Below are 23,960 nucleotides of genomic sequence, written 5' to 3'. Positions count from 1 at the left end.
TAGTTAGAGCCGCTTCAGATGTAATCAGCGGCGAAAACCAGCCCAAGTACAACCGGCATGACAATAAGGCTCCCCAGATTACTTAATAATACCAGGGAGGCGACTTTATGGGGTTCCTGTTGATACTGCTCCGCAACCATGTAATTCAGCACCGCAGGTGGCAGTGCTGCGAAGACCCAGAGTGCTGCCACCTGAAGGCCGGGCAAGTCCAGTATAAGGATCATCGGCCAGGCCAGCAGTAGACCGCTGACCGGGCAGGCGATGGCACCGAGCATACCCAGTTTCCAGTCGCTGAAGTCGATATCCAGCATGCGCACGCCCAGGGTAAACAGCATCAGTGGTATGCAGATTTCACCAAGCATGTTCAGGGATTGTAACAGCCAGCCCGGTAAGGATACGCCTGCGAGGTTCACGGTCAGCCCTGCAATACACGCAAACACAACGGGCAGTTTCAGACGCTTCAAAACAGAGGTGTGTGGGTCAAGCATGTACAGGCCCACAGAAAAGTGCAGCAGCATTTCCACAATAAACAAAACGATAGCAGCAGGCAGGGCCGCCTCACCGAACGCGAGAACCAACAGGGGAAGGCCCATGTTGCCAGAGTTATTGAACATCATAGGGGGAAGAAAGGTTTTCAGGTTCAGGTTGAGAACCCGGGCAAGCGGATACAGAATAATCCCTGAACCCAGAACAACAACCGCCGCGGCCAGCGCCAGCCCGGCATACTCCTGTAGTGGAGCCTGCTGGTCGGCCAGTACGCTAAACACCAGCATAGGAACAAAAAGTTCCATATTCAGAACGTTAAGACCCCGGATGTCCGGTGTGCGGAACCGTCCATAAAGAGCGCCACAGCCGGCGATGAGAAATACGGGTAACAGGGTGGACAGGATCTGGCCAATCATTCAAGACTCCAAAAGGGCGCCGGGGGAGGTTTACGTAGTAAACCGTTAGGTTCGCAAGTATCCGGGCGTTTCGGCAAGTATTATAGTAACCAGTGGAGCCCGATTGCTAACCGACTGTGGAGTGTCTTGTGACAGATTCTTTTGATCAGCCTATCGCCCGGGAAAACACCTGCTCGGTAAAGTTTGATGCCCGCGGGGTGGTATTCGGTCGTGACGACGTCATCCCGGTATGGGTGGCGGATATGGATTTCGCCGCGCCAGAGGCCGTTACCCGGGCACTTTTGGAGCGGGCGGCGCATCCTGTTTACGGGTATACCCTGTTTCCGGACAGTCTGTTTTTGTCAATAATTGACTGGTTTCGTGAGCGGCATGGCTGGAAAATCCAGCGCGAGTGGATACTGATGGCGCCCGGGGTTGTGCCATCTCTGCACGCTGCCTGTATGGCTTATGCTGCCCCGGGGGAAGGCGTAATCATACAGCCGCCAGTGTATCCGCCATTTTTCAGCTCCATTCAGCTTAGTGGCCGGTCAGTGATTGAAAATCCGCTGATGTGTGACGATGCAACCGGGCAATACCGGATGGATCTGGAGCATCTGGAAGTCTGCGCTGCGCGCCCGGATGCGAAGCTCCTGATGCTGTGTTCGCCCCATAACCCGGTCGGCCGCGTCTGGTCAGAACAGGAACTCAGAGCTGTGCTGGAAATTGCCCGTCGTCACGGGCTGACGGTGATATCCGACGAAATTCACTGCGACCTCACTTTTTCTGATAAGCCCGCGCACCGGATGCTGGGCACATTAGCGGGGCCAGACGATGCCCTGATAACGGCGGTTGCGCCGAGCAAGAGCTTCAATATCCCCGGATTGGGATTGTCCGCGTTGGTAATACCGGACAGGGAGCAGCGCAATGCCATAAAAGCGGTGTTCGATTCCTTGCACCTGCCGCAATGTAATCCGTTCAGTATTGCCGGTTTCGAAGCCGGCTACCGCTATGGTGCGCCCTGGCTGGATGACCTGATGGCGTATTTGCAGAAGAACCGCGATTTTGTGCTGGAAACAGTAGACACCCGGTTGCGTGGGATTCAGGCGCTGGTGCCGGAAGGAACCTATCTGATGTGGCTCGATTGTCGCCGCCTGGGGCTGGATGACGCCGGCCTGAAACGGTTTTTTGTAGAGGACGCCGGGGTGGGCATGAACCCCGGCATCTCATTCGGCAAGCAGGGAAGTGGCTTCATGCGGCTCAACATCGGCTGCCCCAGGGCTGTGCTTGCCGATGCTCTGCAGCGAATAGAAGCGGCATTGCCTGGTAACCGGCAGACCACTTAGCTTGTTATAGGGGCGTGTTCTATCACGTCTAAGTTGCTTGTCGCCCTGCCCGGGTGGCGAGTAGCAGCCCTGCAAGAATGAACGCGCCGCCAACCATATGGAATAACCCCAGTGACTCTTCCAGGAATATACCAGCAAGAACCGAGGCAAAAACCGGAGTGAGGTAAATGAAAATGGCCGCTCGCGATGGTCCGATCCTGTGTACTGCGTAGTTCCAGAAACCGTAGGCCAGAATCCCCGGGAAGATCGCGAAGAAAGCGATCGGCAGAGCGGTGCCACGGGTTACCTCAAAGCCGCCTGAGAAGAACAGCAGGTCCCCCAGGTAAAACGGCAGAATAACCAGTGTTCCGAGCAGAATCTGGGTGCTGAGAAAGGTAAACCCGGGGAGAGGGACAGCCTGGCGCCTCAGCAATACGGAAAACAGGCCCCAGCTGAGTACGGCTGCCACCATGATGAGATCGCCCGGCTGGGCTTCCAGGCTCGTGAGTACAGATAGATCCCCCCGCGCAACAACGGCAAGAATGCCAAAGATGGCCATGCCTATCCCCAGTACCTGAACCGGGCGGGTGCGATCGCCCAGAAGCATCCAGGCCAGCAGAGACACAAAAATAGGGATGGTGGCGTTTATAAGCGCTATGTTAGTAGCTGTGGTAGTAACTGCTGCAAGGTATAACAGTGAGTTGAAAGCGCCGACGCTGAGAGCTGCAAGTACCAGCATTGAACCCAGGTGCTGACGAATAACAGCGCGATGGCGCCAGATACCTGGAAGAGCGAAAGGCAGCAGGATGGCCAGTGCTATCATCCAGCGCCAGAATGCCATGGACAGGGGCGGTATGCTGTCAACCGTGCCCCGTGCAACCACAGCATTGCCAGCCCAGAAAAGGGGGGTCAGAACCAGCCCCGTATAGGTAAGAATGGCGGACCTGACCGGACTATTCTCTGAAGACACATTAACTCCTGTCGATTATTCGCGAAAGCGTAAAAAACGACAGGGTACTACTCTCCCGGAACTTTTGCCTTTGTACCGATGTGGTAGGCGGCGAATCCAGCCATAACTACCTGATCAACGGCCATGCCGATTATGCGGCCATCGCTGCTGGAATGGACCGGGTACTGGGCGTTGGTGATCGGGTCTGCGACATAGCCAAGAACTTCACCTTCAGACACGTTTGCGCCCAGGTCCACTTTGCTGAACAGAATGCCACCATGGTCTGCTCTTACCCAGGCCGAGTCGTAATACACTGGCTCCGGATCCCCCCATACAAACATCCGGGAAATCATGCCCTGTTTTTCCATCAGACTGGCCAGGCTGTTTACTCCGGCATCAATCTGGTGTTCCTGAATGCGATGAGACTCGCCGGCCTCCAGGGTCACTGCGCGAATGCCAGCGTTGACTGCTGCGGTACGAAGCATGCCCGGTGATCCGCTGCTGTGAACCACGGCCATACGGTCAAAGCCCCGGGTAAATTCAGCGACCATAGGGTTGTTCATATCGGCGCGAAGCTGAGGCAGGTTGGTGCGCTTCGATGAGCCGGTGTGTATATCTACCAGCATGTCGCAGTGCAGGATGATGTTTTCGAAAAGTGAGTGTGCTATGCGATCGGCCAGGCTGCCATCTGCGCTGCCGGGAAAGTGTCGGTTCAGGTCACGGCGGTCCGGAAGATAACGGCTGCCCTGCTGGAAGCCGGGCAGGTTCACGATAGGAATGCCCACCACGCTGCCGCTCAGCTTTTCCGGATCAAGGTCGTACATGGTCTGGCGGATAATTTCGATACCATTGAGCTCATCGCCATGAATCGTACTGGTCAGGCACAGGGTAGGGCCTGCATTGACACCGTTGACTACCAATACCGGAGTGGGCTGGGAGAGACCTGCAATCTGGATGCCGGATGACCAGCCCAGACGAGTTGATGTGCCAGGCAGAACTTCACTGCCAAGCAGGGTCAGATTGCCGGCGCGTTGTGGTTCTTCGGCCTCTGGCTCGGGTGCTTGTTGCTCCGGGGACTCGGTTATGGAAGCAGGCTCACTGTTTTCCCCGGTTTCGCTGGTCTCCTGCCTGTTATTGTCTGTGTTCTCCGGAACGCCAGGATCTTTGGGTGGTTCCGGGGCCGGTGCTGGCGCGACTTCTTTAAGATCAATATTGGGCGCTACGTTTTTGGGGCTTGCCTGGGGTGCCAGCGCCGGTTTTGGTGCCGTTTTCCTGAGTGTCGGGCCGGGGAGGGGCGCAGGGAGGGAGGTTCCGGTTCCGCGCAGCGGCTCAGAACGCTCTACATCCTCGACGTCTTCGTCTTCCGCCAGTTCTGCCAGCAGAATCTCCCGCGAGGACTCCTGCGGTTTCTTGCTCGTGGGCGAATCCGCCAGAACACTGGCCGGAGATGTCGCCAGTATCAGCAGGAAAAGAAAGGTTCGAATATCGGTCAGCATGTTCAACCTGTAAAACGGCATGATTCCTCACGGGGCATCTACAAGAGCCCAATGGTAAAGGCCGACGGGTGGTCAAGAATATGGCGATAACAGAGGTTTAATGCCATGTTCATAGTGTGGCCATGAATTGCAGGCGAATCTGCGTAAAATCACTGGCTAAATCAACCTGCAGAAATTACGTCTGCCGGCAAGTCAGTTATACCGCGACAGCGGGAGTGAACTATATGGACCTTTTGCGAATTCTTATTGCTATTTTGTTACCGCCCCTGGGTGTGTTCCTGCAAGAAGGTATTGGGAAACACTTCTGGATAAACATAGTGCTGACTCTTTTTGGCTATATCCCCGGCATCGTTCATGCGGTCTACATTATTGCTAAAAAATAAAACGTGGCAGGCGCTGCACCTGCCACGCTGGCGCGGCTGAAACACTCAGGTTGTTGATGTCGCTCGCCAGAGCCCTTCGTTCTGTACGGCCCGGCCGTCTGCCTCCAGCTTCAGCAGGTGGGCCAGTGCGGACCGAGCGGCGATTCCGTGAATCGCCGTTGGTACATCACCGTAGGCATTGCCTGTCAGGTCTTTCAGGCTCACAGGTGACAGCTTTTCCAGGGCTCTTGCCACCTTGTGCTCCCTGGCCAGTCGGTGAGTGATCAGGTAGTCGATAATTGCTTCCGGGTGTCCCATCAGAAAACCATGTGCCGGTGCTATATACCGGACAGGCTCTGTGAGCAGATCATAGAGTGATTCCAGGTATGCCTTCATGTCACCGTCAGGCGGGTTTATGACCACCGTCGAGCCCTGCATGATGTGATCACCCGAAAACAGCAACTGCTGGTCCCGGAGTACGAAGCAAAGATGGTTCGAAGCGTGCCCGGGCGTGTACAGCGCTGTCAGCGCACCGGCATCGGTGTTTATCAGGTCGCCATGTTCAGGTTGTTCATCTGGCGCGAACGTCTGGTCCTGTGATGCTCCGGCCGGTGCCGGCCGGCCATATATCCGACATCCGGTTTTTTCCTTCAGGACCCGGGCGCCAGGGGAGTGGTCGAGGTGGGTGTGAGTGACAACGACGGAGTCAATTTTCCCGCCTGTTACTTCCAGTATCCGGTTGAGGTGTCCGGCATGGTCGGGGCCCGGGTCCAGCACGGTAAAGCGCTCGTGGCCCAGAATGTAGGTATTGGTGCCAGGGCCGGTCATCACGCTGGGGTTGGGCGCTGTAAGGCGGATGACACCGGCAGCAATTTCGACGGGCTCACCGGGAATAATCTCGGCTTTTGTTGTGCCTTCACCCTCCGGATCCAGCTTGGCGGCCTCATCATAGGCCGGGGCTCCGGGCTCAAGAATCACAGGTTTGCCACGCTGGATGGCCGGCCACGGCTGGCTTGGATAGGGTTCAGGAGGGTTGGCCCAGGCATAACGCATCAGGGTTTCGACGCTATCAAAGTCTCGCAGAACCCGAAGGGTTCTTATGGTCGGCAGGGTCATTAACCGCAATCCGGCACGATGTTCTTCCAGTGCCTGTGCCGGGCTGATCCACACGTGGCTGATAGTTTCCTCACCATCATGGCTGACAGGCTGATTCTCCGGAGCTGTCGTTACGAAGAACCTGGTGTCAAAGCGCCGGGGAGGGCCAGGAGGCGTAATCCAGTGGCTCAGATAAGCGAGCCTGTCCAGAGGGATTGTCAGCTCATGCCGCTGACACAGTTCAGCCAGGGATAATTCACCTCTGAATACTGCCTCGCGATCATCATGGACGGGGTGGTCGCCGCTGACTGTGCGCTGCTCTGTATCGACTGCCAGCAATACGCCAGCCTCTTCAAAGCACTCACGGACTGCGGCCAGCATGTAATCCACGCCGCCTTCGCTCAGGCTCATGGTATGACTGATTTCAGTGTCTTCCGGTCCGGCAGCATGCTCGCGCCCCCGGGCTTCCAGCTGGTCTACTGCGCCGCCGGGAAAAACGTAATAGCCGGGTAGAAATACGGCGTCCCAGGTACGCTGCAACAGTAATATCTCAATACCGTCCCGAGTATCCCGAACCAGTGCCAGGGTTGCCGCAGGGCGAATATCCATAGAGTTCTTATTATTCAAAACCGTAACCTCCGCATGCTTCTGGATCTGCCATGAAAGCCATATCTGGCTCGTAAAGGCAGAAGTCAGCGCTAAAAGACCAGAAACGAAGATAACCGATTTTTACGACAAGATCTTGAGGTGAACACCTGAGTACAACAGCGTATCATCCGTTTCTGCTCCCGACACTTTGCCAGACAGGTACCTGAAGTGGCCCGAATTCAACTCTCTTTTCCCGACGATGTATTCTGTTTCGAAACCTGTATACAGGTGAGAACCACCGACATCAATGGCGCCAATCACCTGGGTAACGATGCCCTGGTTTCGATGCTCTCTGAGGCGCGAGCCCGGTTTCTGATAAGTTGCGACATGCCGGATGGTGATTTCGGTGGTGAGGGCACGATTTTGACGGATCTGGCCACAATGTATCAGTCGGAGTCGTTCTTTCCGGAAGTACTGCGCTTTGAAGTGGGAGCGATGGATTTCAATAAATATGGTGGCGATTTTGTGTTCCGGGTAACCAAGGCCGAGAGCGGCCAGCCTGTTGCCCTGGCGAAATACGGGTTTGTCTTCTTTGATTACCAGGCCAAGAAGATGATCCCCATGCCAGAGAGTTTCCGGTCACGTTTTAACTGAACTCCCTGCCCCTGTACGCAATTGTTTCATGCCGGTACGGTAGAAACTGTAGGCCATTGCTCCGGCGAACAGATTGCCTGCGAGGGCGCCACTCATCAGGCCGTACAGGCCGCCGAACTGGCTGCCCAGCCACAACAATGGCAGGAAGCAGAGAAACAGCCGCAGAGTTGCAACCAGTAAAGCCCTCATGGCCAGGCCAAGAGCGTTGCATACAGATACCATCAGCATGCAAACCCCCAGACCACTGTAGCTAAGCGGCACCCGCAAGAGATAACCCCCAAGAATTTTCTGAACTTCATCGTCGCTGGTAAACAATTCGGCAACCAGGCCAGAGGCGACCAGCCAGAGCAGGCCGATGGCCAGTTGCCAGATCACCACAAAGCGCACAGCCAGGCGTACCAGTTTGCGGATCTGTTCGATGTCGCCGGCGCCCAGCATGCGCCCGATCATGGGGGGCAGGGACATGGTCAATGCGAGCACCACTACAATGGAGAAAAACTCCAGGCGTGTGCCCAGCCCCCAGGCTGCAACCGCAGCCGAGCCAAAACCGGCAACCATGGTGGTTGCCAGCATGGAAGACGCGGGTGGCATCATTTGGCTGACCATGGCTGGAGCCATAATACTGTTGAGTTGCCTCAGGGCATGGCCCAAGGCGAGCTCACGCAGGTCGAAGCGGGCCCAGCCACGCTTCAGAAGTTTCGGATAGATAAACAGACAGCCGATTGCAAAAGACGTAACTGTGGCCCAGGCAGCACCGGGAAGTCCCCAGTCAAAAACAAAAATATACAGTGGATCCAGGGCTATGTTGGTGAGGCTTGTGGCGACCATCATATAGCCGGGCAGTTTGGTGTCACCGTGGGAGCGGCAAATGCTGTAACCGAAGTAGATACATGCGCCAAACCATGCGGAGAGCAGCCAGGGCATCCAATAGCTGCGAATCAGGGGGAGCAGGGTGTCGTCTGCGCCAAGCGCTGTCATGATCGGATTTTGCAGGAGCCACAGGCTGGCACAGAGTAAAAAGACCAGCATGCTGCCAACGGTTATGACCAGACCACCGAGGCGATATGCCCGCAGTTCATCACCGGTACCGAGTGTCCGCGAGATAATTGCGGTGGTGGCGATCCCTAGGCCGACCTGCAGACCGATGATGAGCTGGTGCATGGGGAGTGTGAAGCCGAGTGCGGCCAGCGGGTCGCGGCCGAGTTGGCCAATAAAAGCACTGTCGGCCAGCTGGAAAGTCATCAGTGAGAGCACGCCAAACAGCATGGGCCAGGTCATGGTGTAGAGCTGGCGGGACAGGCTGGCGGTTTGGGTGGTGTTGCTCACGGGTTTGGGCTGACGCCTTGGTCTGGGTTTGGGGCGGAAGTCTAACAGGTTTACTTTGAAGTTGGCCTATAGGGCGGGACTCTCAGACACGCCGTGAACATATCTGTGGGGGCCTGGCATTGCCATCCCTGGCAATGCACTGTCCGGGGAGGCCGGACTACCCAAAAGGCTTCGGGCAGAGCGGCTTTTCCTCCAGAATTTCCTGATGTTGCTCCGGAGCCCTGATCAGAGAACCTTCAGCGCTGCCTCGTAGTCGGGCTCGTCTTTGATTTCACCGACAAGCTGGCTGTGGAGAACTTTGTTGTCTGCATCCAGCACCAGCACTGCGCGGGCGCAAAGGCCGGCCAGCGGTCCGGTCTGAATGCCAACTCCGTAGTCCTGCTGGAAACTGTAGTTCCGGAAGGACGAAAGTGTGATGACGTTTTCCAGGCCTTCTGCGCCACAAAAACGGGCTGCAGCAAATGGCAGGTCGGCGGAGACAACCAGTACAACAGTGTTATCCAAGGCTCCGGCTTTTTCATTGAACTTACGAGTGGAGGCGGCGCACACCCCGGTATCGATACTGGGGATGATGTTCAGGATTTTGCGTTTCCCGGCCCAGTGGTCGAGTGTTACTTCTTCAAGACCACTGTTGGTGAGTGTAAAAGAGGGTACTGTGTCGCCGTTCTGCGGAAACTTGCCGCTTAATTCAATAGGGTTGCCGTCGAGGGTTACTGTACTCATGGGTTTTTCCTTTCGTGGTACGGAAATAGTGATCCGGAAATGTTCATAAACAGCTTACTCTGTTTAGTTCATCCTGGATGAGTTTGCATCCCCCACGGTTATATTGAAAGGCTACGACTGCCCGGATACCACTTGCGGCTCGAATCCGGGAGCGGGATAGCGCTGAACCAGCAGCCTGTAGCTTGCGAGGGAACAAATGGCGCAGATGGCAATAACTGTGGCCATCACTAATGAGGTTCCGTCATGCAAGTGGCCTACAAGCATGCCAGCTCCTGCTGCGACGGCCATCTGGGCGAAGCCGAACAGCGCTGAAGCCGAGCCGGCCATGCGTGGGAAGTTGGCCATGGCTCCCGCCATGGTCTGGGGCATAACCATTCCGGTTCCCGCCATAAACAGTGCCTGAGGCAGTATGACTGCCCACACACTGAACACCCCTGCCAGTGCCAGAGCCACCATAAGGCTGCCAGCTGCGACGGCAATAATAAGCCCGCGTACCAGAATCTGATCCGGAGTCAGGCGGCTGCCAAGGCGAATCGCTGACAGGTTACCTGTAACGTAACCAACCACTATGCCGGCAAAATACAGACCAAACTGCTGAGGTGGCACTTCAAGAAAATCGATCAGTACGAACGAGGAACCCGAGAGAAACGCAAACAGCCCTGAAAATATCAGTGCATTGGTCAGTGTGTAGCCAAGAAAGCTGATGTCGGTGCCTATGGCGCGATAGTTCCGCAGCAGGCTGCCGAGCTGTAAAGGTTGGCGGTATTCCGGGCGCATGGGTTCAGGGATACCGAAAGTCACGACCAGGGCCATGATCAGTGCATAGGCGCCCAGCACAAGGAAAATAGAGTGCCAGCCGAGCCCGGCTACCATCAGGCCGCCGAGTGTTGGTGCTACGGCAGGCGCCAGGGCCATGATACTGGCAAGAAGTGCCATGATTTTTGCGGCCTCCCGGGGGGTATAGATATCCCGGATAGCAGCCCGCCCGAGAACCGGGCCTGCCGACCCACCCAGTGCCTGAAGGAATCGGCAAAGAATCAGGGTTTCTATGTTGCTGGCGAGTGCACAACCGATACTGGCGATAGCAAACAGCACGAAACCGCCAATCATCACTGGTTTGCGGCCAAAGCGGTCTGCCAGTGGGCCGCATACCAGTTGCGCGATGGCAAAGCCGACCATGTACAGACTCAGGGTCAACTGAACCTGGCTGGTACCGGTGCCGAAATCACTGCCGATCTGTGGCAGCGCAGGCAGATACATATCGGTGGCCAGAGGCCCCAGTGCGACGGCGGCGGCTAGTAGTATGGTGGTCCATATACTGGTTAGTGCGAGCATTTAACGTCCAGCTATTTGAGGGTAGCGGGTGTGGGGTGAGCTTTCCAAAACTGTGCGGAGCCATGGATGGCGGAGCCCAAGCGTCACATGGATGTGCCGTAAGGAGCGTGTTTTGGAAAGCTCACCCCACACCTGCGGTCAACTTTGGAATGGATTCTAGGGGTTGTCGCACTGAAAAATAACGGCAGTGCTGCTCATAGGATATATGAACAAAATTGATGAATTACTCGTTAAGGCCGTTCATGGTGGCTGCGACTGCGTTCACCTGGTTTCTCAGCCAGTGGTGAGCAGGGTCATTCTGGTTGCGACGGTGCCATACCATCAGCAGGGTAAAAGGCTTCAGGTTGAAGGGCAGGGGAACAGAAGCAAAGTCCCGGAGTAAGTGTTTGCTCATGCGCTCAGGCGCAGTAACAAGCATGTCGCTGCCACGGAGAAACTCCGACAGCCCGGAAAAGTTGGAGACAGTGACCAGGTTCCGGCGGCTCAGTCCACGGGCTGTGAGGCCAGCCTCAAGAGCCGGTTTTTCGCCGTTGGCGAACATCACAGAGATGTGATCAGCCTTCAGGTAATCGGCTACATTCTCAGGTGCATCCCTTTGTTCAGGGTCATAGAACACCACCATTCGATCACCCATCAGGCCTCTTTGCATTATATCGGTGGCTTCCGGAGCATGGGGCGAAATGATCAGGTCGCAGGCGTCTTTGCGCAGCATGTCGGCGCTGGGAATCCCGGAAGCAATCACCTGAAGCATAATGCCCGGCGCCTGTTGCCGCAGGCGTTGCATCAGCGGTGGCAACAGCAGATCCCTTTCGTAATCGTTGGCAGCAACGGTGAAGGTCAGCTCAGTGGTTTCCGGCGCGAATGGCGGGCCGGAAGCCAGCGAGTGCATATCGTCGAGAATCTGACGCACATGGGGGCCGGCCTGAACCGCGTATTGTGTGGGCGCAATGCCGCGTCCGGATTTGACGAACAACGGATCGCCAAAAGCGTTACGCAAGCGCTCCAGAGTATGGCTGACCGCCGACTGACTGACCCCCAGCTTGATCGCCGCCCGGGAGACACTGCCCTCGTCAAGAACGGTGACAAAGGTGTGAAGTGCGCGAACATCAAGATTGAATGTATCGATAAGGTTCATGGATGGCAGTGTAATTCAGAATCACTCTTCCCGGAACCTGGCTTCACACCAATCTGCACGCTCTGCTCTGGCACCCTGTAACTTCGGGTTGGCTATCTGGTCACCATTGGCCACTGCCCATAGCCGGTGGTGATTGGTATGATTGCCCATCATTGGCCAAATAATCACAACAGGAACCGCATGCTCAGCTTCCTCCCCGCTCCCATTATCGGCGTACTCAATTCCATTTTGCTGGGAATCAACACCCTTTTCTGGTGTCTGTTGTTATACATTCCGGCGCTGCTGAAACTGGTTATACCCCATAAGGGCTTCCGGGTTTTATGCACCCGGGTCATTATCTGGATTTCCGAATCCTGGGTTGCGTGCAATACCGCCTGGATGAAACTGACCCATAAAACCCAGTGGCAGGTTTCAGGTGCCGAAAACCTCCGGCGTGAAAGCTGGTATCTGGTGCTCAGCAACCACCAGAGTTGGGTGGATATTCTGGCCATGCAGCGGGTATTCAACCGTCGGGCGCCGTTTCTGAAATTCTTCCTTAAACAGCAACTCATCTGGGTACCGGTTATTGGTCTTGCCTGGTGGGGGCTGGATTTCCCGTTTATGAAGCGGTACACCCGGGAGTACCTGATTAAACATCCGGAGAAGCGGGGAGAAGATCTCAAGGCAACCCGTATTGCCTGTGAGAAGTTTCGCTATACGCCGGTCAGCGTGATGAATTTTGTTGAAGGTACGCGCTTTACCCAAGCCAAGCATGACAAACAGAAATCGCGCTATACCCACCTGTTGACACCGAAGGCCGGCGGTGCCGCCTTCGTTCTTGATACCATGGGCGACTCAATACAGACGCTGGTCGATGTAACTATTGCATACCCCGGCGGAGCACCTACATTCTGGGATTTCATCTGTGGTCGGGTGAAGGAGATCAAGATGGAAATCCACACAGTGGATATTCCCGAGCACCTCAAAGGCAGGGACTATTCAACAGATGCTGAGCATCGCAGGAATGTGAAGGACTGGCTGGCGGATCAATGGCAGGCGAAGGATAAGCGCCTGGACGAAATGCTTCGTCCATAGCGCTCAGGAAGGACGTCAGCCCAGGCTGGCGTCCTTCTCCATCATACTTTCATCAGTTTCAACCAGCTTGAAGTTGACCTGCCGGCGCTCTTCTTCCACTCCTGAAAAACGTACTTTTACTTCCTGTTCCAACTGGAAGATACGACCGTTCTTGTTGTGAACAAGGCGCAGGGTAACCGGATCGAAACTGTACTTGCCGTCCAGATCCTTGCAGCTGACAAAGCCTTCCAGGCCATTACTTTCCAGGCGTACAAAAAAGCCAGCGGGGATTGTCCGGCTGATCACGCCCTCCATGGGTTCTTCGCCCAGCGTTTTGGCAAAGTCGCTCCGGAGCCAGGTTTCCAGACTGTTGGCAGCCTGGCGGGCTTTGAACTGGGCATTCTGAAGTATCATCAGCTGTTCATCGCTTAATGCCTTGACTGGAGAATCCCAGAGGGCCGCTTTGATAAGGCGGTGCACATAGAGATCGGAGTATTTGCGCAGGGGCGACGTAAATGTCGTGTATGCCTTGATCCCCATGCCCTGATGCGGAGCCGCAGTGAACGCAAGCTCAGCACGGGCCAGCTGGCGGGAAATGATGCCTTTTACCGGCACTTCCGCTTCCAGTTCAGAGGTCTGCTTCATTAATGCCTGAAAACCTTCAGGAGTTGTGGCATCGATATCGGCAAGATGCGGCGCGTAGCCTTCAATCAGGGCACGAATGTTGTCTGTACGATCGTTGCGGATCCCCGGGTGTTGAACAAACAGACCAGACGGCTGCCGGGTCAGGAAATCCGCAGCGCAGCGGTTGGCTGCAACCATGCACTCCTCTACCAGGCGATGGGCTTCATTCTGTACCGAAGGCTCAATGCTGCGAATGCGCCGGTTTTCATCCAGCCGGAGCCGGAATTCAGGCCGGTCGCCGCTTAACAGGGCATATTCACTCCGCCATTTTCGCAGAGCGGTTGCAGCCTGGTGGAGCTGGTCCAGGCTGTTGGCTACTGCGTCCGGCAGAGCTTTGATGTCTTCGTCTTCGCGGCCCTCTATCAGGTTCGCGACAAGATCGTAGCTTAACTTGCCCCGGGAACGGATGACTGCCTGATGAAAGCTGTAGTCGCCCAGGCTTCCATCGTTATTGACCTGCAGATCGCAAACCAGGGCCAGTCGCTTCACGTCTGGCATCAGCGAGCACAGCCGGGTGCTTATGGAGTCGGGCAGCATGGGCAGTGGTTCGCCCGGGAAATAGATTGCGGTAGCCCGGTTGAAGGCTTCGAGGTCTGCTGCGCTTTCCGGATCAATGACGGCTGATGGATCTGCAATGGCAATGGATACAGCCCAGCCTGTGGCATTGGGTTCAGCCAGTAGTGCGTCGTCCATGTCCTGAGTGGCGGGGCTGTCGATAGTGACGTATGCCCGGTCGGTACGGTCTTCCCGGCCGGCCTCATGAGCCTCGATGGCGGCTTCGTCGAGACTTTCTGCCTGCTCCATGACAGGATCCGGCCAGGCGTCCGTCAGATCGAAAGTGGCCAGAGTAAGTGCGCGTTCAATACCCGGTTCACCGGCTTTGCCGATAACCCGAAGTACTTTCGCCTGGCCTTTGCCATCATGAATCGGATGTTTGTGAATGCAGCAGTACAGGTAGTCATCTGGCTGTGCATTCATGCGTTCTTTCGGCGGGATAAAAATCCAGCGATTGATTCCGGGCGTTTCCGGCACAACAAAATGCCCTTTGCCCTTTACCAGATAGCGCCCGACAAAGGTGTTTAGCCGGCTTTCGATCAGCCCATCCACCACACCCTGGGTTTTTCCTTTTGCCACTTCCTGTTCCGTGACATTGACCCGGTCTCCGGGAAGCACTTTCTGCATTTCTTCCGGAGGCAGGAATACGTCCCGCCCTTCATCCAGAACGACGAATCCGAAACGGCCGTTAGTGGCTTTGACTGTCCCCGGGAAAACGACTTTGCTTTCCTCAATGTCAGACTTTAGCTGGCGCAACTGGTTTAGAGCGTCGGCGTTGAGCATGGGTTAACCTGGCTGAAAAAATGAATGATGAGGCGGAGTATAACGGTTATAGCGTAACGAGTCAGACTCGTTACGCGGGGTTAATTCCGGTTTCGTCCGGGAGGGTAATGCAAATCTGGTTGCGCCCGTTATCCTTCGCCCGATAAAGCGCCTGATCGGCATTTCGCAGCACGGTATCCATGTTGTCCCCGGGTTTCGAGAGATAGCCGCCTAGGCTAACCGTTACCGGCGTGCCCGTTTTGCGGCTCTCCTGCTCAACGCCCTCGCAAATACGTCGGGCAATATGTTCCAGTGTTGCCGGATCGCAAGGCGACAGGAGAATAACAAATTCATCACCGCCCCAGCGCCCCGGGTGGTCGTAAGGACGAACGCCGGCTTTCAGCCACAAGGCAACACGGCACAGAATTTCGTCTCCGGCCTGATGGCCAAGCTGGTCGTTAATCAATTTAAAGTGGTCGATATCCAGCCACAGTACGCCAAAATCATTGCCCAGCCGGTCTGCCCGCTGAATTTCCTCTTCCAGCACTTCGTCCATACCCCGGCGGTTTTTCAGGTTTGTGAGTGGATCAATCCGGGCAAGGCGGGCCAGCTCGTCGGTACGCAGGGTTACCTTGTTTTCCAGTTCCCGGGTTGAATCGCGCAGGCTCTCTGTCATTTTTTCAAAGTGATCGACCAGCCGGCCAATCTCGTTATCCGGTTTGTCCAGCCGCGGCAGGACAAAGCTGCCTTTGCGAACTTTTTCCACAGCATCCTCCAGCCCGACGATGGGCTTTACTATGCGGGACTGGATGATAAGGTGAAAGACAATCAGTGTGATCAGGAGGCTGACGATAAATACAGCCACCAAAGGCCACAGATAGCTTTTGGGCAGTAGCGTATTCAGATCAAGAAGGGTTATTTCAAACCAGCCAATTGCGGGTAAAAAAGCAACGCCAGCGAGATGTTCACGGCCATCTACGGTGACAAAACCGCTTTCGACATAGCCTGCCTTGCCAGAGCTTTTTTTGAGCAGTTGCAGCATGCCCAGAATCTTCTGTTTGTCTTCCGGAGCATCAAACAGCAGATCCACAGTGTTTTTCTGACCTTCCGGCTTGATCACGCTCCCGAAATCAATGTAATTGCGATCCCGGTATAGCTGAATTGCGCCGTTATAATCGACAAACAGTGTGGTGATGCCTTCCTGGTTAATGTCGACGATATCCTGCAGAAAGGTATCAAGGTTCAGCCCCGTGCCGACCATACCTACTATCTGTTTTTCAGAGTTGCGCATCAGCACGTCAATCCAGAGCTTGGTAACGCCCAGTTCCGTATCCGGGTTCACATTCAGATGAAAGTCACGGCCTTCGTCTATCAGTTGATAAAACCAGGCGTCATCAGGATCTTCCGGATTCAGAACATAGCGGAACTGCTTGCCGGCAAATTCATCGTTTTCATTATTGAAGTAGTAGCGACCGTTTTCCCTCAAGGCCACAAAATAGCTGTTGTCACGGAAGTTGGAGCGAAAGCTTTCCATTTCGCGAATGGCCGTTTTTTCGCGGGCCGGGTTGTCCGGGTCGGCAGCCCAGCTGAGCAGAGCACTGGAGTCGGCCATCTGACGGGCGAGACCGATCTCCCGTTCCAGGGATTGCAGAAGACGGGCACTGTCATAGCGTACCTGTATCTCGGCAACCTGACGCCCCCAACGTTCGATGAGGTCTTCGGAAAGCTTTTGGTAAGCCAACCACGAAGCACCTGCAGCGATAACGATCAGGGCGGCGGCAATACTGAGAAACCGGGTTTTGAGGCTCAAGAACATGCGTCTTCGTTTTGCGGGGATCGGCAGCAATCATAGAGCACAGGCTGGCGTGTGTGTAGAAAAGAATGTCAGAAGTGCATGGGAACCTGTTACAGATCAGTACCAGTGGGGTAAGCGCATCGGTGCTGATCTGTAACAGGCCAAAGAAGCTCCAGGCTGCTAGTTGTACTCGGAAAACACTTTGGTTTGACCGTTGGCGTTGAACATCAGTACCTGGTAATGGTCTTTGCGGTCGCCCATTTCCATACCTGGTGAGCCTGCGGGCATGCCAGGAACGGCGAGCCCCCGGGCTTTCGGAGCGTTGGCGATCAGCCGGTGGATATCATCTGCGGGCACGTGGCCTTCGATGACATAGTCATCTACAAAAGCGGTATGGCAGCTGGCCAGACCGGGGCTGAGACCGGCCTCCATCTTGACGCGGTTTATATCGTGGGTGTCGGTGACCTCCACGTCAAAACCGTTGCTTTCAAGATGGTCGATCCAATCTGTGCAGCAGCCGCAGGTGGGCGATTTGTATACGTGAATGCTCTGTGCGGCGCCCGCCGCCAATAATGGGGTACTAAAACCGAGGGCGCCGACCAGGGCCATTCCGAGGATCTGTTTTTTCATGGCTGTTCTCTCTTTTCTGAGTCGTGTTCAGTGGTGGCTTTGATCCGGTGCAGAGGCACCGCTATCCGATGACGAAAGCCAGAACCACCAGATGATCGCGGCCATCAGAACAAGACCACCGGCATTGACCAGTATAGTTTCCATCAGTTCCGCTCCCCTTTTGATAGTTGGCTTTGGTTTGTTCCCTGAACCGGTTTGTGACTGGTTTTAAACAGCCGCAGGCGGTTGGCGTTGGTAACAACGGTTACCGAAGACAGCGACATGGCGGCCCCGGCAAGGATCGGGCTCATTAATATGCCCCAGACCGGATACAGCAGGCCTGCGGCGACAGGAATTCCGAGGCTGTTGTACACAAAGGCTCCAAAGAGGTTTTGACGAATGTTCTTTACGGTAGCCCGGGAGATTTCTATGGCATCGGGTACGCCGTGCAGTGAACCCCGCATCAGGGTGATGGAGGCGCTTTCGATGGCCACGTCGGTACCGGTGCCGATGGCGAAGCCAACGTCGGCTGCGGCCAGAGCCGGCGCATCGTTGATACCGTCGCCCACCATGGCGACGGTATAGCCCTTACCGCGCATTTCGTTTACCACGTCGGCTTTATCTTCCGGCAGAACCTCAGCCCGGTACTCATCAATACCGGCCTTGGCTGCAATGGCCTTGGCCGTCGCGTCGATATCACCGGTGATCATCATGACCCGGATGCCGGCATCGTGCATGCGCCGGATGGCGGCCTCAGAATCTGCCTTGATGGCGTCGGCAACGCCGAAAACACCCAGCAGTTTGGTGCCGAGGGCAAGAAACAGTGGTGTACCGGCTTCTTCGGTAATGGCTTTTTCTACATCGTCAAGACCACTCAGAGACAGGCCCTCCGCTTCCAGCCAGCGGCGGTTGCCGAGACGAACGGGTTCACCCTCAAACTCGCCCACCACACCTTTGCCATTCAGCGCTTCAAAGCCGGTGGCTTTCAGAGGCTCCGCATTCTGCTCTTTGGCTTTATTAATGATGGCTTCTGCGAGGGGGTGCTCGGAATGCTTCTCCAGACCTGCAGCCAGCGCCAGCAGTTGCTGCTCATCGCCATTTATCGCATGCAGGATGGTCACCGCCGGGTGGCCTTCGGTAATGGTTCCGGTTTTGTCGAGAATCACCAGATCCAGCTTGCCTGCGGTTTGCAGGGCATCGCCCTGACGAATCAGGGCGCCGTATTCTGCAGCCTTGCCAACACCGACCATCACCGACATGGGCGTGGCGAGGCCCAGGGCGCAGGGGCAGGCAATGATCAGAACGGTGGTAGCTGCCACCATCATATGCACAACCGCAGGCTCTGGCCCTAGGTTGTACCAGACCAGAGCAGCGGCCACGGCAATCAGCATAACGCTGGGTACGAACACCGACGATATCTTGTCTGCCAGCCGCCCTATGGCCGGCTTCGAGCCCTGAGCTTTTTTAACCAGGTGGATAATCTGGGCCAGGGCGGTTTCGCTGCCCACCCGCGTTGCTTCGTAAACGATAGCACCATGGGTGTTCAGCGTACCGGCGGACACTTCATCATCCACCGCTTTACTCACCGGCATGGGCTCGCCCGTGAGCATGCTTTCGTCGATACGGGTGCTGCCCTCAACGACGCGCCCGTCGACAGGCAGGTTCTCGCCAGGGCGAACGCGGATATGGTCGCCCTTACACACATCTTCTACCGGAATATCCTGCTCTTGGCCGTCACGGATAACCCGCGCCGTTTTCGCTCGCAGATCCAGTAGCCGGCGAACTGCTTCGGAGGTCTTGCCCTTGGCCCGGAGCTCCAGTGCCTGACCCAGGTTGATCAAACCGATGATCATGGCCGAGGCTTCAAAATAGACATGTCGCGCCATCTCCGGCAAGGCTTCAGGAATACTCACAACCGTTATGGAATACAGCCACGCCGTACCTGTACCCAGCGCAATCAGCGTATCCATATTGGCGTTGTGATGTCTGAATGCCTTCCAGGCACCGGCGTAAAAATGTCCGCCGGTACCGGCCATAACTGCCAGGGTCAGCATGCCCAGCCCAAACCAGATGCTCTGGTTTGTATCAGTTACCGTCATGGAACCGAATCCCATGCCCCATACCATCAGACAAATGCCCAGTCCCAGGCTGATGGCCATCTTCACCAGCAGGGATTTGTATCGCTTTTTATCTTCTTCCTGCTTCTGGTTGTCTGCGGCATCTGCATCCTCGATCACACTGGCACCGTAGCCTGCATTTTCCACCGCCCGGATCAGAGCTTGCGGATCGGTTGCGCCCGTCGCAGTGGCGGTATTGTCTGCGAGATTCATGTGGGCATGATCAACGCCGGCAACCGACTTCAGTGCTTTCTCGATGGTATTGACGCAAGAGGCGCAGGTAGCGCCGGTAACCGCCAGGTGTATCTGGCCATCACTCTGAGTCGCTGTTGCTGAGTGTTCAGACCCGCTATCCGGAACCCCGGCCTGCCTGTTCTCGTGTTCAGCCGATGTGGGGGCTGGGCTTCTTGATGTTGCAGAACAACAGCTGGCGGGCGTTTCAGCCCCGGTTACCGGTTCAGCCGGATACCCTGTTTCAGTGACAACTCTCGCCGCCTCCGTAGCATCAATGCCTTCAGGCAAAGCCACTGTCTGTTCTTTGATATTAACTTCTACCAGGCTTGTATCGCCGGTCAGTGGCTCCAGAGCATTGCGGATTTTCTTCGCGCATCCCTGACAGGAGGCGCCGGAAATGCTGAGAGTGGTATGTAACACAGGTGTTTCGCTCATGGTGGTTTACTCCTCAGCCTGATTTCCGGGCTCGCTGTCGTCCCAGTGCTCAATCAATCGACAGATGGTATGGCCATCCGGTGTGCCATCCGGCATATCCTGCCAGGCGACCAGTGCTGTTTTCATTCGTTTGCGCAGCTGCTGCAACTCCTGAATCTCCCTCTCCACATCTGCCAGCCGTTGCTGGAATGCATCCCGGACCATAGGGCAGGGCGAGTGGTGATCGTCTGCTTTATCCAGAATTTGCTTAATCTCTGGCAGTGAAAACCCAAGCTGACGAGCCTTACGGGCAAAACGCAGGCGCCGGAGGTCTTCACCATCGTATTGCTGGTAGTTGTTGTCCGGGTTCCGGGACGGCTTGAGCAGCTTTTCCCGTGTGTAAAAACGGACGGTGTCCGAGGTTGTCCCGGCAGACTTGGCAAGTTCCTTAACTTTCATATTTAGCAGCATCCACCAAGTATAAGTGAGCAGCAGTATGGGCGGATCTTCCGAAAATGCCCGGAGCCATGGATGGCGGAGAGCAAGCGTACAGGGATGTATTTACAGCGGTTTTCGGAAGATCCGCCCATATCGCATCGGTTATCGCCAAAGCCTGATAGCCGATAGCATGGAAACTAAAGGATAGTCTAAAACCTGTGACCTACTCACAGGTCAAAGGTTTTCAGGAAGAGGAGTTTTTGGACCGAAGGAAGGTTCCGCAGCTTTTGCATTGGTCGGGCGCCATCAATTTGGCCTGCCAGCCAATCTTATGGCCGCACGCGGGGCAGGCCAGGCGCAATTGCAAAATAATGATCGGAGTAATCAGCGCTGCAAGCAGAAGGCCCAGCGGGCCCCAGTCATCGCCACTGGAAAGCCCAAGCTGGCTGCTGAAAACCAGGATAATAATCAGAGCTATGAATGCAAAAATGAAATAATTCCGGTTCCAGCGTTCCCACCGACGAAGTTTGCGGTCCTGTTCCTGCGTCAGATAACCCGTGCTCATAAAGTCTCACCTGAAGAAATCAAATCCAATGTTGGGGGAGTCAGAAGGCAATTACAAACCGGAACTTGCGGCGAGTTTTTCGAAAGTTCCGCTAGCCAGCGACTTTTCCAGATCAGCCGGGGGAATAGCGCGGCTGATCAGGTAACCCTGAATGAGATCGCAGCCCTGGCCTTTGAGGAATTCCAGCTGTCCCGGTGTTTCTACACCCTCTGCAATAACGTGTAAGCCAAGGTTATGGGCGAGATTGATTATAGCCCGGGTGATGACCGCATCATCATGGCGTTCATTTACATCCCTGATAAACGAGCGGTCAATTTTCAGAAGATCCACCGGGAAATCCCGCAGATATGCCAGCGATGAATAGCCAACACCAAAATCGTCAATCGCCAGCTTTATACCGAGCTCATGCAGGCGCGACAGTTGCCCCAGGTTGTGCTCGATATTCTGAATAAAAATTTCCTCAGTCAGCTCGACTTCAAGCCGGTTTGCCGGTATCCCCTCTTTGTCCAGAGCATTGCGTATGCGATCAACAAGGTTGTCGTCGTCCAGCTCACGTCCGGACAGATTTATCGCCACCCTCAGGTTCTCGAAACGGGTTCCCTTCCAGGCTGCTAACTGCCGGCAGGCGGCCATGACTACCCACTGGCCGATGTCGGTAATCCGGCCACTTTCTTCTGCCAGTGGAATAAATTCCACTGGTGACAGCAAACCTCGGCGAGGGTGTTGCCACCGGATAAGCGCCTCAACGCTGTTGACTTTGCCGCTGGTGAGGTTCACCTGTGGCTGGTAGTGCAGTACAAATTCGTTATGGGCAAGAGCCTGACTGAGATCCTTTTCGAGCTCCAGACGCATAACCTCCCGTTCCTGCATACCCTCTGTATAAAACTGGTAGGTGTTTCGCCCCTGTTCCTTGGCGCGATAAAGGGCAATGTCGGCATTGCGCAAGAGGATATCTGAATCCAGGCCACTCTGGGGGAACACCGCAACTCCCAGGGTTGCGGTAACACCGTGAGCTTCATCCTGGATCAAAAAAGGCGCTTCAAAACAGTGTTTTATAAGCCCGAGCAGGTAGATGACATCGTCAATATCCTCCACATTCTGCTGGCAGATCATGAATTCGTCACCACCGGAATAAGCTACAGTAATGCCTTCATCACTGAGCTGGTCCAGCCTCGTAGCAACCTGAGCGAGCAGCTCATCTCCGAACTGGTGTCCGAGAGAATCATTCAGGGTCTGGAAACGGTCAAGATCCAGCATTACCAGGGCGACCTGGCGCCCCTGGCGATTTGCAATATGCAGAGAGTGGGCGAGGTCCTCCATAAAGAAGCGTCGATTCGGTAGCCCTGTGAGAACATCTGTTGACTCCAGCCGCACAAGGTCCTGCTGAATCGTTTTGCGTTGCGTAATTTCCTCATCCAGTTTCTTTCTGGCTGTTAACAGGTCTTTATTGCGCCTGAGTATGAGCTGCAGAAGAAGTGCTGAGAGGCTGGTGAGTAAACCCACGAATACAAGCGTGATGAACGTCCAGCGTGGCCAGGGACTACGCTGTTTGTCAATCCATTCTGGTGAGGGCTGAAGAGTGAGCTGCCAGTCCAGAGTTGGGATGTTGACTGGCTCGGTGTAGGACATAAGGCGGGTGGTATTTTCGAAATCGCTCAGGGTATATACCGGAGTGCCTTTGCTGAGAATCTGTATCTGGAACATGGCTGGTTCTCGGGCAGCCATAAGCTGGCGGGCCAGGGTTTCCATCCGGAAGACTCCCGCAATCAAGCCATTGTTTTCAGCCCCGGTACCGACCGGAGCATAAATAACAATGCCCTGACCTCCCTGCTCCAGATCAATCACCCCTGAGATGTCATGATTTCCTGTCTCAACGGCGGCTTCAAGAGCCTCCCTGCGCTGTTTATTAAACGCTGAGTTGAAGCCTTTTACACCTTCATTGGTGGAAGCAGGCTCCAGCCACTGAACAAAGAAATCACGATCTATCCACTCGACTGCCTGATATACACGAAAATCGTCAAGGTAGCTGCGGGCATCTTCCCGCCACACGCTTTCAGAAATGCGCGGATCTGTTGCCAGCCTTTTGGCCATTCGCCGGATAGCGTCGGCATGTACTGTAAATTCCCATTCCAGATTATGGGCCATAATCCGGGCTTCGTTTTTGAGATTGGCCTCTATCTGCCCGGTATACTGCTGAATCAAACCGTACCGAAGGCCGGTTGCTATACCCAGAAAAACAAGGAAGATCACCACCGGGAAAACCGGGTTCAGCAGGCGCTTCATAAAAAGCCCGACTTTTTTTGGTGAGTGTTCCAAGAAGCGCTCCGGTTACCAGAAAATTAATTCGTCAGTGTAGCGGCAGAAGGTCAACAATAGTAAAACATTCTTTTCGGGGCGGTCATACAGCCCCAGAGGGCTCAGGTTCTTGAGCCGACTCTTGGGATGCCCTGACGTGGAATTTCCTGTTTCGGACAGCGATCCATCACGACCGTCAGCCCGGCAGCCTCAGCCCTGGCAGCACCAGCTTCATTGATAACGCCAATCTGCAACCAGAGCACCGGAACCTTCAGTTCAATGGCCTGGTCAATAACGGCATCTGTGCGCTCCGGAGCAAGGAACAGCTCAACCATATCGACAGGCTCCGGTATAGAGGCTATGTCCCTATAGACTGTTTCACCGAGTACTTTCTGGCCTTCCAGGCGCGGGTTTACCGGAATAATCCGATACCCGTGCTGCTGCATGAATTCCATGACTTCATGGGAAGGCCTGTTGGTTTTCTCGCTGGCGCCCACTAATGCAATGGTGCGGACGCGATCGAGAATGGCGCGCATTTGATCTGGTTGGTTGCTTGGCATGGATCACCTGTGT

21 protein-coding genes are annotated in these 23,960 nt (G+C 55.3%); 4 read left to right on the top strand and 17 right to left on the bottom strand.

Translation table 11 applies throughout. From position 1 onward, the window contains the following. Positions 1–14 precede the first annotated feature (14 nt). The gene (locus CPA50_RS10565) at positions 15–902 is read right to left on the bottom strand and encodes an AEC family transporter (protein WP_096782491.1); all 888 of its coding nucleotides are present in this window, start codon (positions 900–902) and stop codon (positions 15–17) included. Between the two features lie 128 nt (positions 903–1,030). On the opposite strand from CPA50_RS10565, the gene CPA50_RS10560 reads away from it, so the two are divergent. Beyond that, on the top strand, positions 1,031–2,224 hold the full coding sequence (locus CPA50_RS10560) for a MalY/PatB family protein (protein ID WP_096782490.1): 1,194 nt from the start codon (positions 1,031–1,033) through the stop codon (positions 2,222–2,224). 28 nt (positions 2,225–2,252) lie between these two features. On the opposite strand, the gene CPA50_RS10555 is transcribed toward CPA50_RS10560, so the two are convergent. Then, positions 2,253–3,173 (bottom strand): DMT family transporter, encoded by a 921-nt coding sequence (locus CPA50_RS10555; RefSeq protein ID WP_096782489.1) that lies wholly within the window; start codon positions 3,171–3,173, stop codon positions 2,253–2,255. A gap of 47 nt (positions 3,174–3,220) precedes the next feature. After that, positions 3,221–4,648, bottom strand: coding sequence for a succinylglutamate desuccinylase/aspartoacylase family protein (locus tag CPA50_RS10550; protein WP_096782952.1), 1,428 nt, complete (start codon positions 4,646–4,648; stop codon positions 3,221–3,223). 224 nt (positions 4,649–4,872) lie between these two features. Here CPA50_RS10550 and CPA50_RS10545 point away from each other — a divergent pair, with 224 nt between their 5' ends. After that, positions 4,873–5,031, top strand: a complete 159-nt coding sequence (locus tag CPA50_RS10545) for a YqaE/Pmp3 family membrane protein (RefSeq protein WP_096782488.1) — start codon at positions 4,873–4,875, stop codon at positions 5,029–5,031. 45 nt (positions 5,032–5,076) lie between these two features. Here the strand turns inward: CPA50_RS10545 and CPA50_RS10540 are convergent, their stop codons facing one another. After that, on the bottom strand, positions 5,077–6,714 hold the full coding sequence (locus CPA50_RS10540; protein WP_096782487.1) for an MBL fold metallo-hydrolase: 1,638 nt from the start codon (positions 6,712–6,714) through the stop codon (positions 5,077–5,079). A 207-nt stretch (positions 6,715–6,921) separates the two neighbouring features. On the opposite strand from CPA50_RS10540, the gene CPA50_RS10535 reads away from it, so the two are divergent. Continuing rightward, entirely contained in the window at positions 6,922–7,347 is a 426-nt protein-coding gene (locus tag CPA50_RS10535; RefSeq protein ID WP_096782486.1) for a thioesterase family protein, read from the top strand. Here CPA50_RS10535 and CPA50_RS10530 read toward each other — a convergent pair. From CPA50_RS10530 to CPA50_RS19455, 5 genes are all read right to left on the bottom strand, one after another. Then, positions 7,333–8,625: an MATE family efflux transporter gene (locus CPA50_RS10530; RefSeq protein WP_096782951.1), complete on the bottom strand. Its 1,293-nt coding sequence runs from the start codon at positions 8,623–8,625 to the stop codon at positions 7,333–7,335. The genes CPA50_RS10535 and CPA50_RS10530 overlap by 15 nt on opposite strands. A 273-nt stretch (positions 8,626–8,898) precedes the next feature. Then, positions 8,899–9,396 (bottom strand): thiol peroxidase, encoded by a 498-nt coding sequence (tpx, locus tag CPA50_RS10525; RefSeq protein WP_096782485.1) that lies wholly within the window; start codon positions 9,394–9,396, stop codon positions 8,899–8,901. A gap of 111 nt (positions 9,397–9,507) precedes the next feature. Next, positions 9,508–10,731: a Bcr/CflA family multidrug efflux MFS transporter gene (locus CPA50_RS10520; RefSeq protein ID WP_096782484.1), complete on the bottom strand. Its 1,224-nt coding sequence runs from the start codon at positions 10,729–10,731 to the stop codon at positions 9,508–9,510. Between the two features lie 223 nt (positions 10,732–10,954). Continuing rightward, positions 10,955–11,866: a LysR family transcriptional regulator gene (locus tag CPA50_RS10515; protein ID WP_096782483.1), complete on the bottom strand. Its 912-nt coding sequence runs from the start codon at positions 11,864–11,866 to the stop codon at positions 10,955–10,957. 21 nt (positions 11,867–11,887) lie between these two features. Beyond that, a complete protein-coding gene (locus CPA50_RS19455) occupies positions 11,888–12,034 on the bottom strand; it encodes a hypothetical protein (protein WP_179397207.1) in 147 nt (48 codons plus the stop codon). A gap of 12 nt (positions 12,035–12,046) precedes the next feature. Between CPA50_RS19455 and CPA50_RS10510 the strand changes: the two genes are divergently transcribed. After that, positions 12,047–12,940 (top strand): acyltransferase, encoded by an 894-nt coding sequence (locus CPA50_RS10510; protein ID WP_096782482.1) that lies wholly within the window; start codon positions 12,047–12,049, stop codon positions 12,938–12,940. 15 nt (positions 12,941–12,955) lie between these two features. Here CPA50_RS10510 and CPA50_RS10505 read toward each other — a convergent pair whose 3' ends face one another. From CPA50_RS10505 to CPA50_RS10470, 8 genes are all read right to left on the bottom strand, one after another. Next, complete coding sequence (locus tag CPA50_RS10505; protein WP_096782481.1) at positions 12,956–14,941, bottom strand: ribonuclease R family protein; 1,986 nt, start codon at positions 14,939–14,941, stop codon at positions 12,956–12,958. A gap of 70 nt (positions 14,942–15,011) precedes the next feature. Then, positions 15,012–16,730 carry a sensor domain-containing diguanylate cyclase gene (locus CPA50_RS10500; RefSeq protein ID WP_096782950.1) on the bottom strand — a complete coding sequence of 573 codons (1,719 nt, stop codon included), beginning with the start codon at positions 16,728–16,730 and terminating at the stop codon, positions 15,012–15,014. 165 nt (positions 16,731–16,895) lie between these two features. After that, complete coding sequence (locus CPA50_RS10495) at positions 16,896–17,345, bottom strand: DUF411 domain-containing protein (protein WP_096782480.1); 450 nt, start codon at positions 17,343–17,345, stop codon at positions 16,896–16,898. A gap of 143 nt (positions 17,346–17,488) precedes the next feature. Next, positions 17,489–20,110 (bottom strand): heavy metal translocating P-type ATPase, encoded by a 2,622-nt coding sequence (locus CPA50_RS10490; RefSeq protein ID WP_096782479.1) that lies wholly within the window; start codon positions 20,108–20,110, stop codon positions 17,489–17,491. A gap of 6 nt (positions 20,111–20,116) precedes the next feature. Then, positions 20,117–20,548, bottom strand: coding sequence for a MerR family transcriptional regulator (locus CPA50_RS10485; protein WP_096782478.1), 432 nt, complete (start codon positions 20,546–20,548; stop codon positions 20,117–20,119). Between the two features lie 223 nt (positions 20,549–20,771). Further along, on the bottom strand, positions 20,772–21,092 hold the full coding sequence (locus tag CPA50_RS10480; protein ID WP_096782477.1) for a hypothetical protein: 321 nt from the start codon (positions 21,090–21,092) through the stop codon (positions 20,772–20,774). Positions 21,093–21,143: 51 nt separating this feature from the next. After that, positions 21,144–23,408, bottom strand: coding sequence for a putative bifunctional diguanylate cyclase/phosphodiesterase (locus CPA50_RS10475; RefSeq protein WP_227519602.1), 2,265 nt, complete (start codon positions 23,406–23,408; stop codon positions 21,144–21,146). Positions 23,409–23,509: 101 nt separating this feature from the next. Further along, on the bottom strand, positions 23,510–23,947 hold the full coding sequence (locus CPA50_RS10470; protein ID WP_096782476.1) for a CoA-binding protein: 438 nt from the start codon (positions 23,945–23,947) through the stop codon (positions 23,510–23,512). Between the last annotated feature and the right edge of the window lie 13 nt (positions 23,948–23,960).

It is taken from the genome of Marinobacter sp. ANT_B65, from assembly GCF_002407605.1.
Classification (GTDB): Bacteria; Pseudomonadota; Gammaproteobacteria; order Pseudomonadales; family Oleiphilaceae; genus Marinobacter.
Note: the sequence above shows the minus strand (reverse complement) of the source record. Positions and strands in the feature narration are given on the sequence as shown.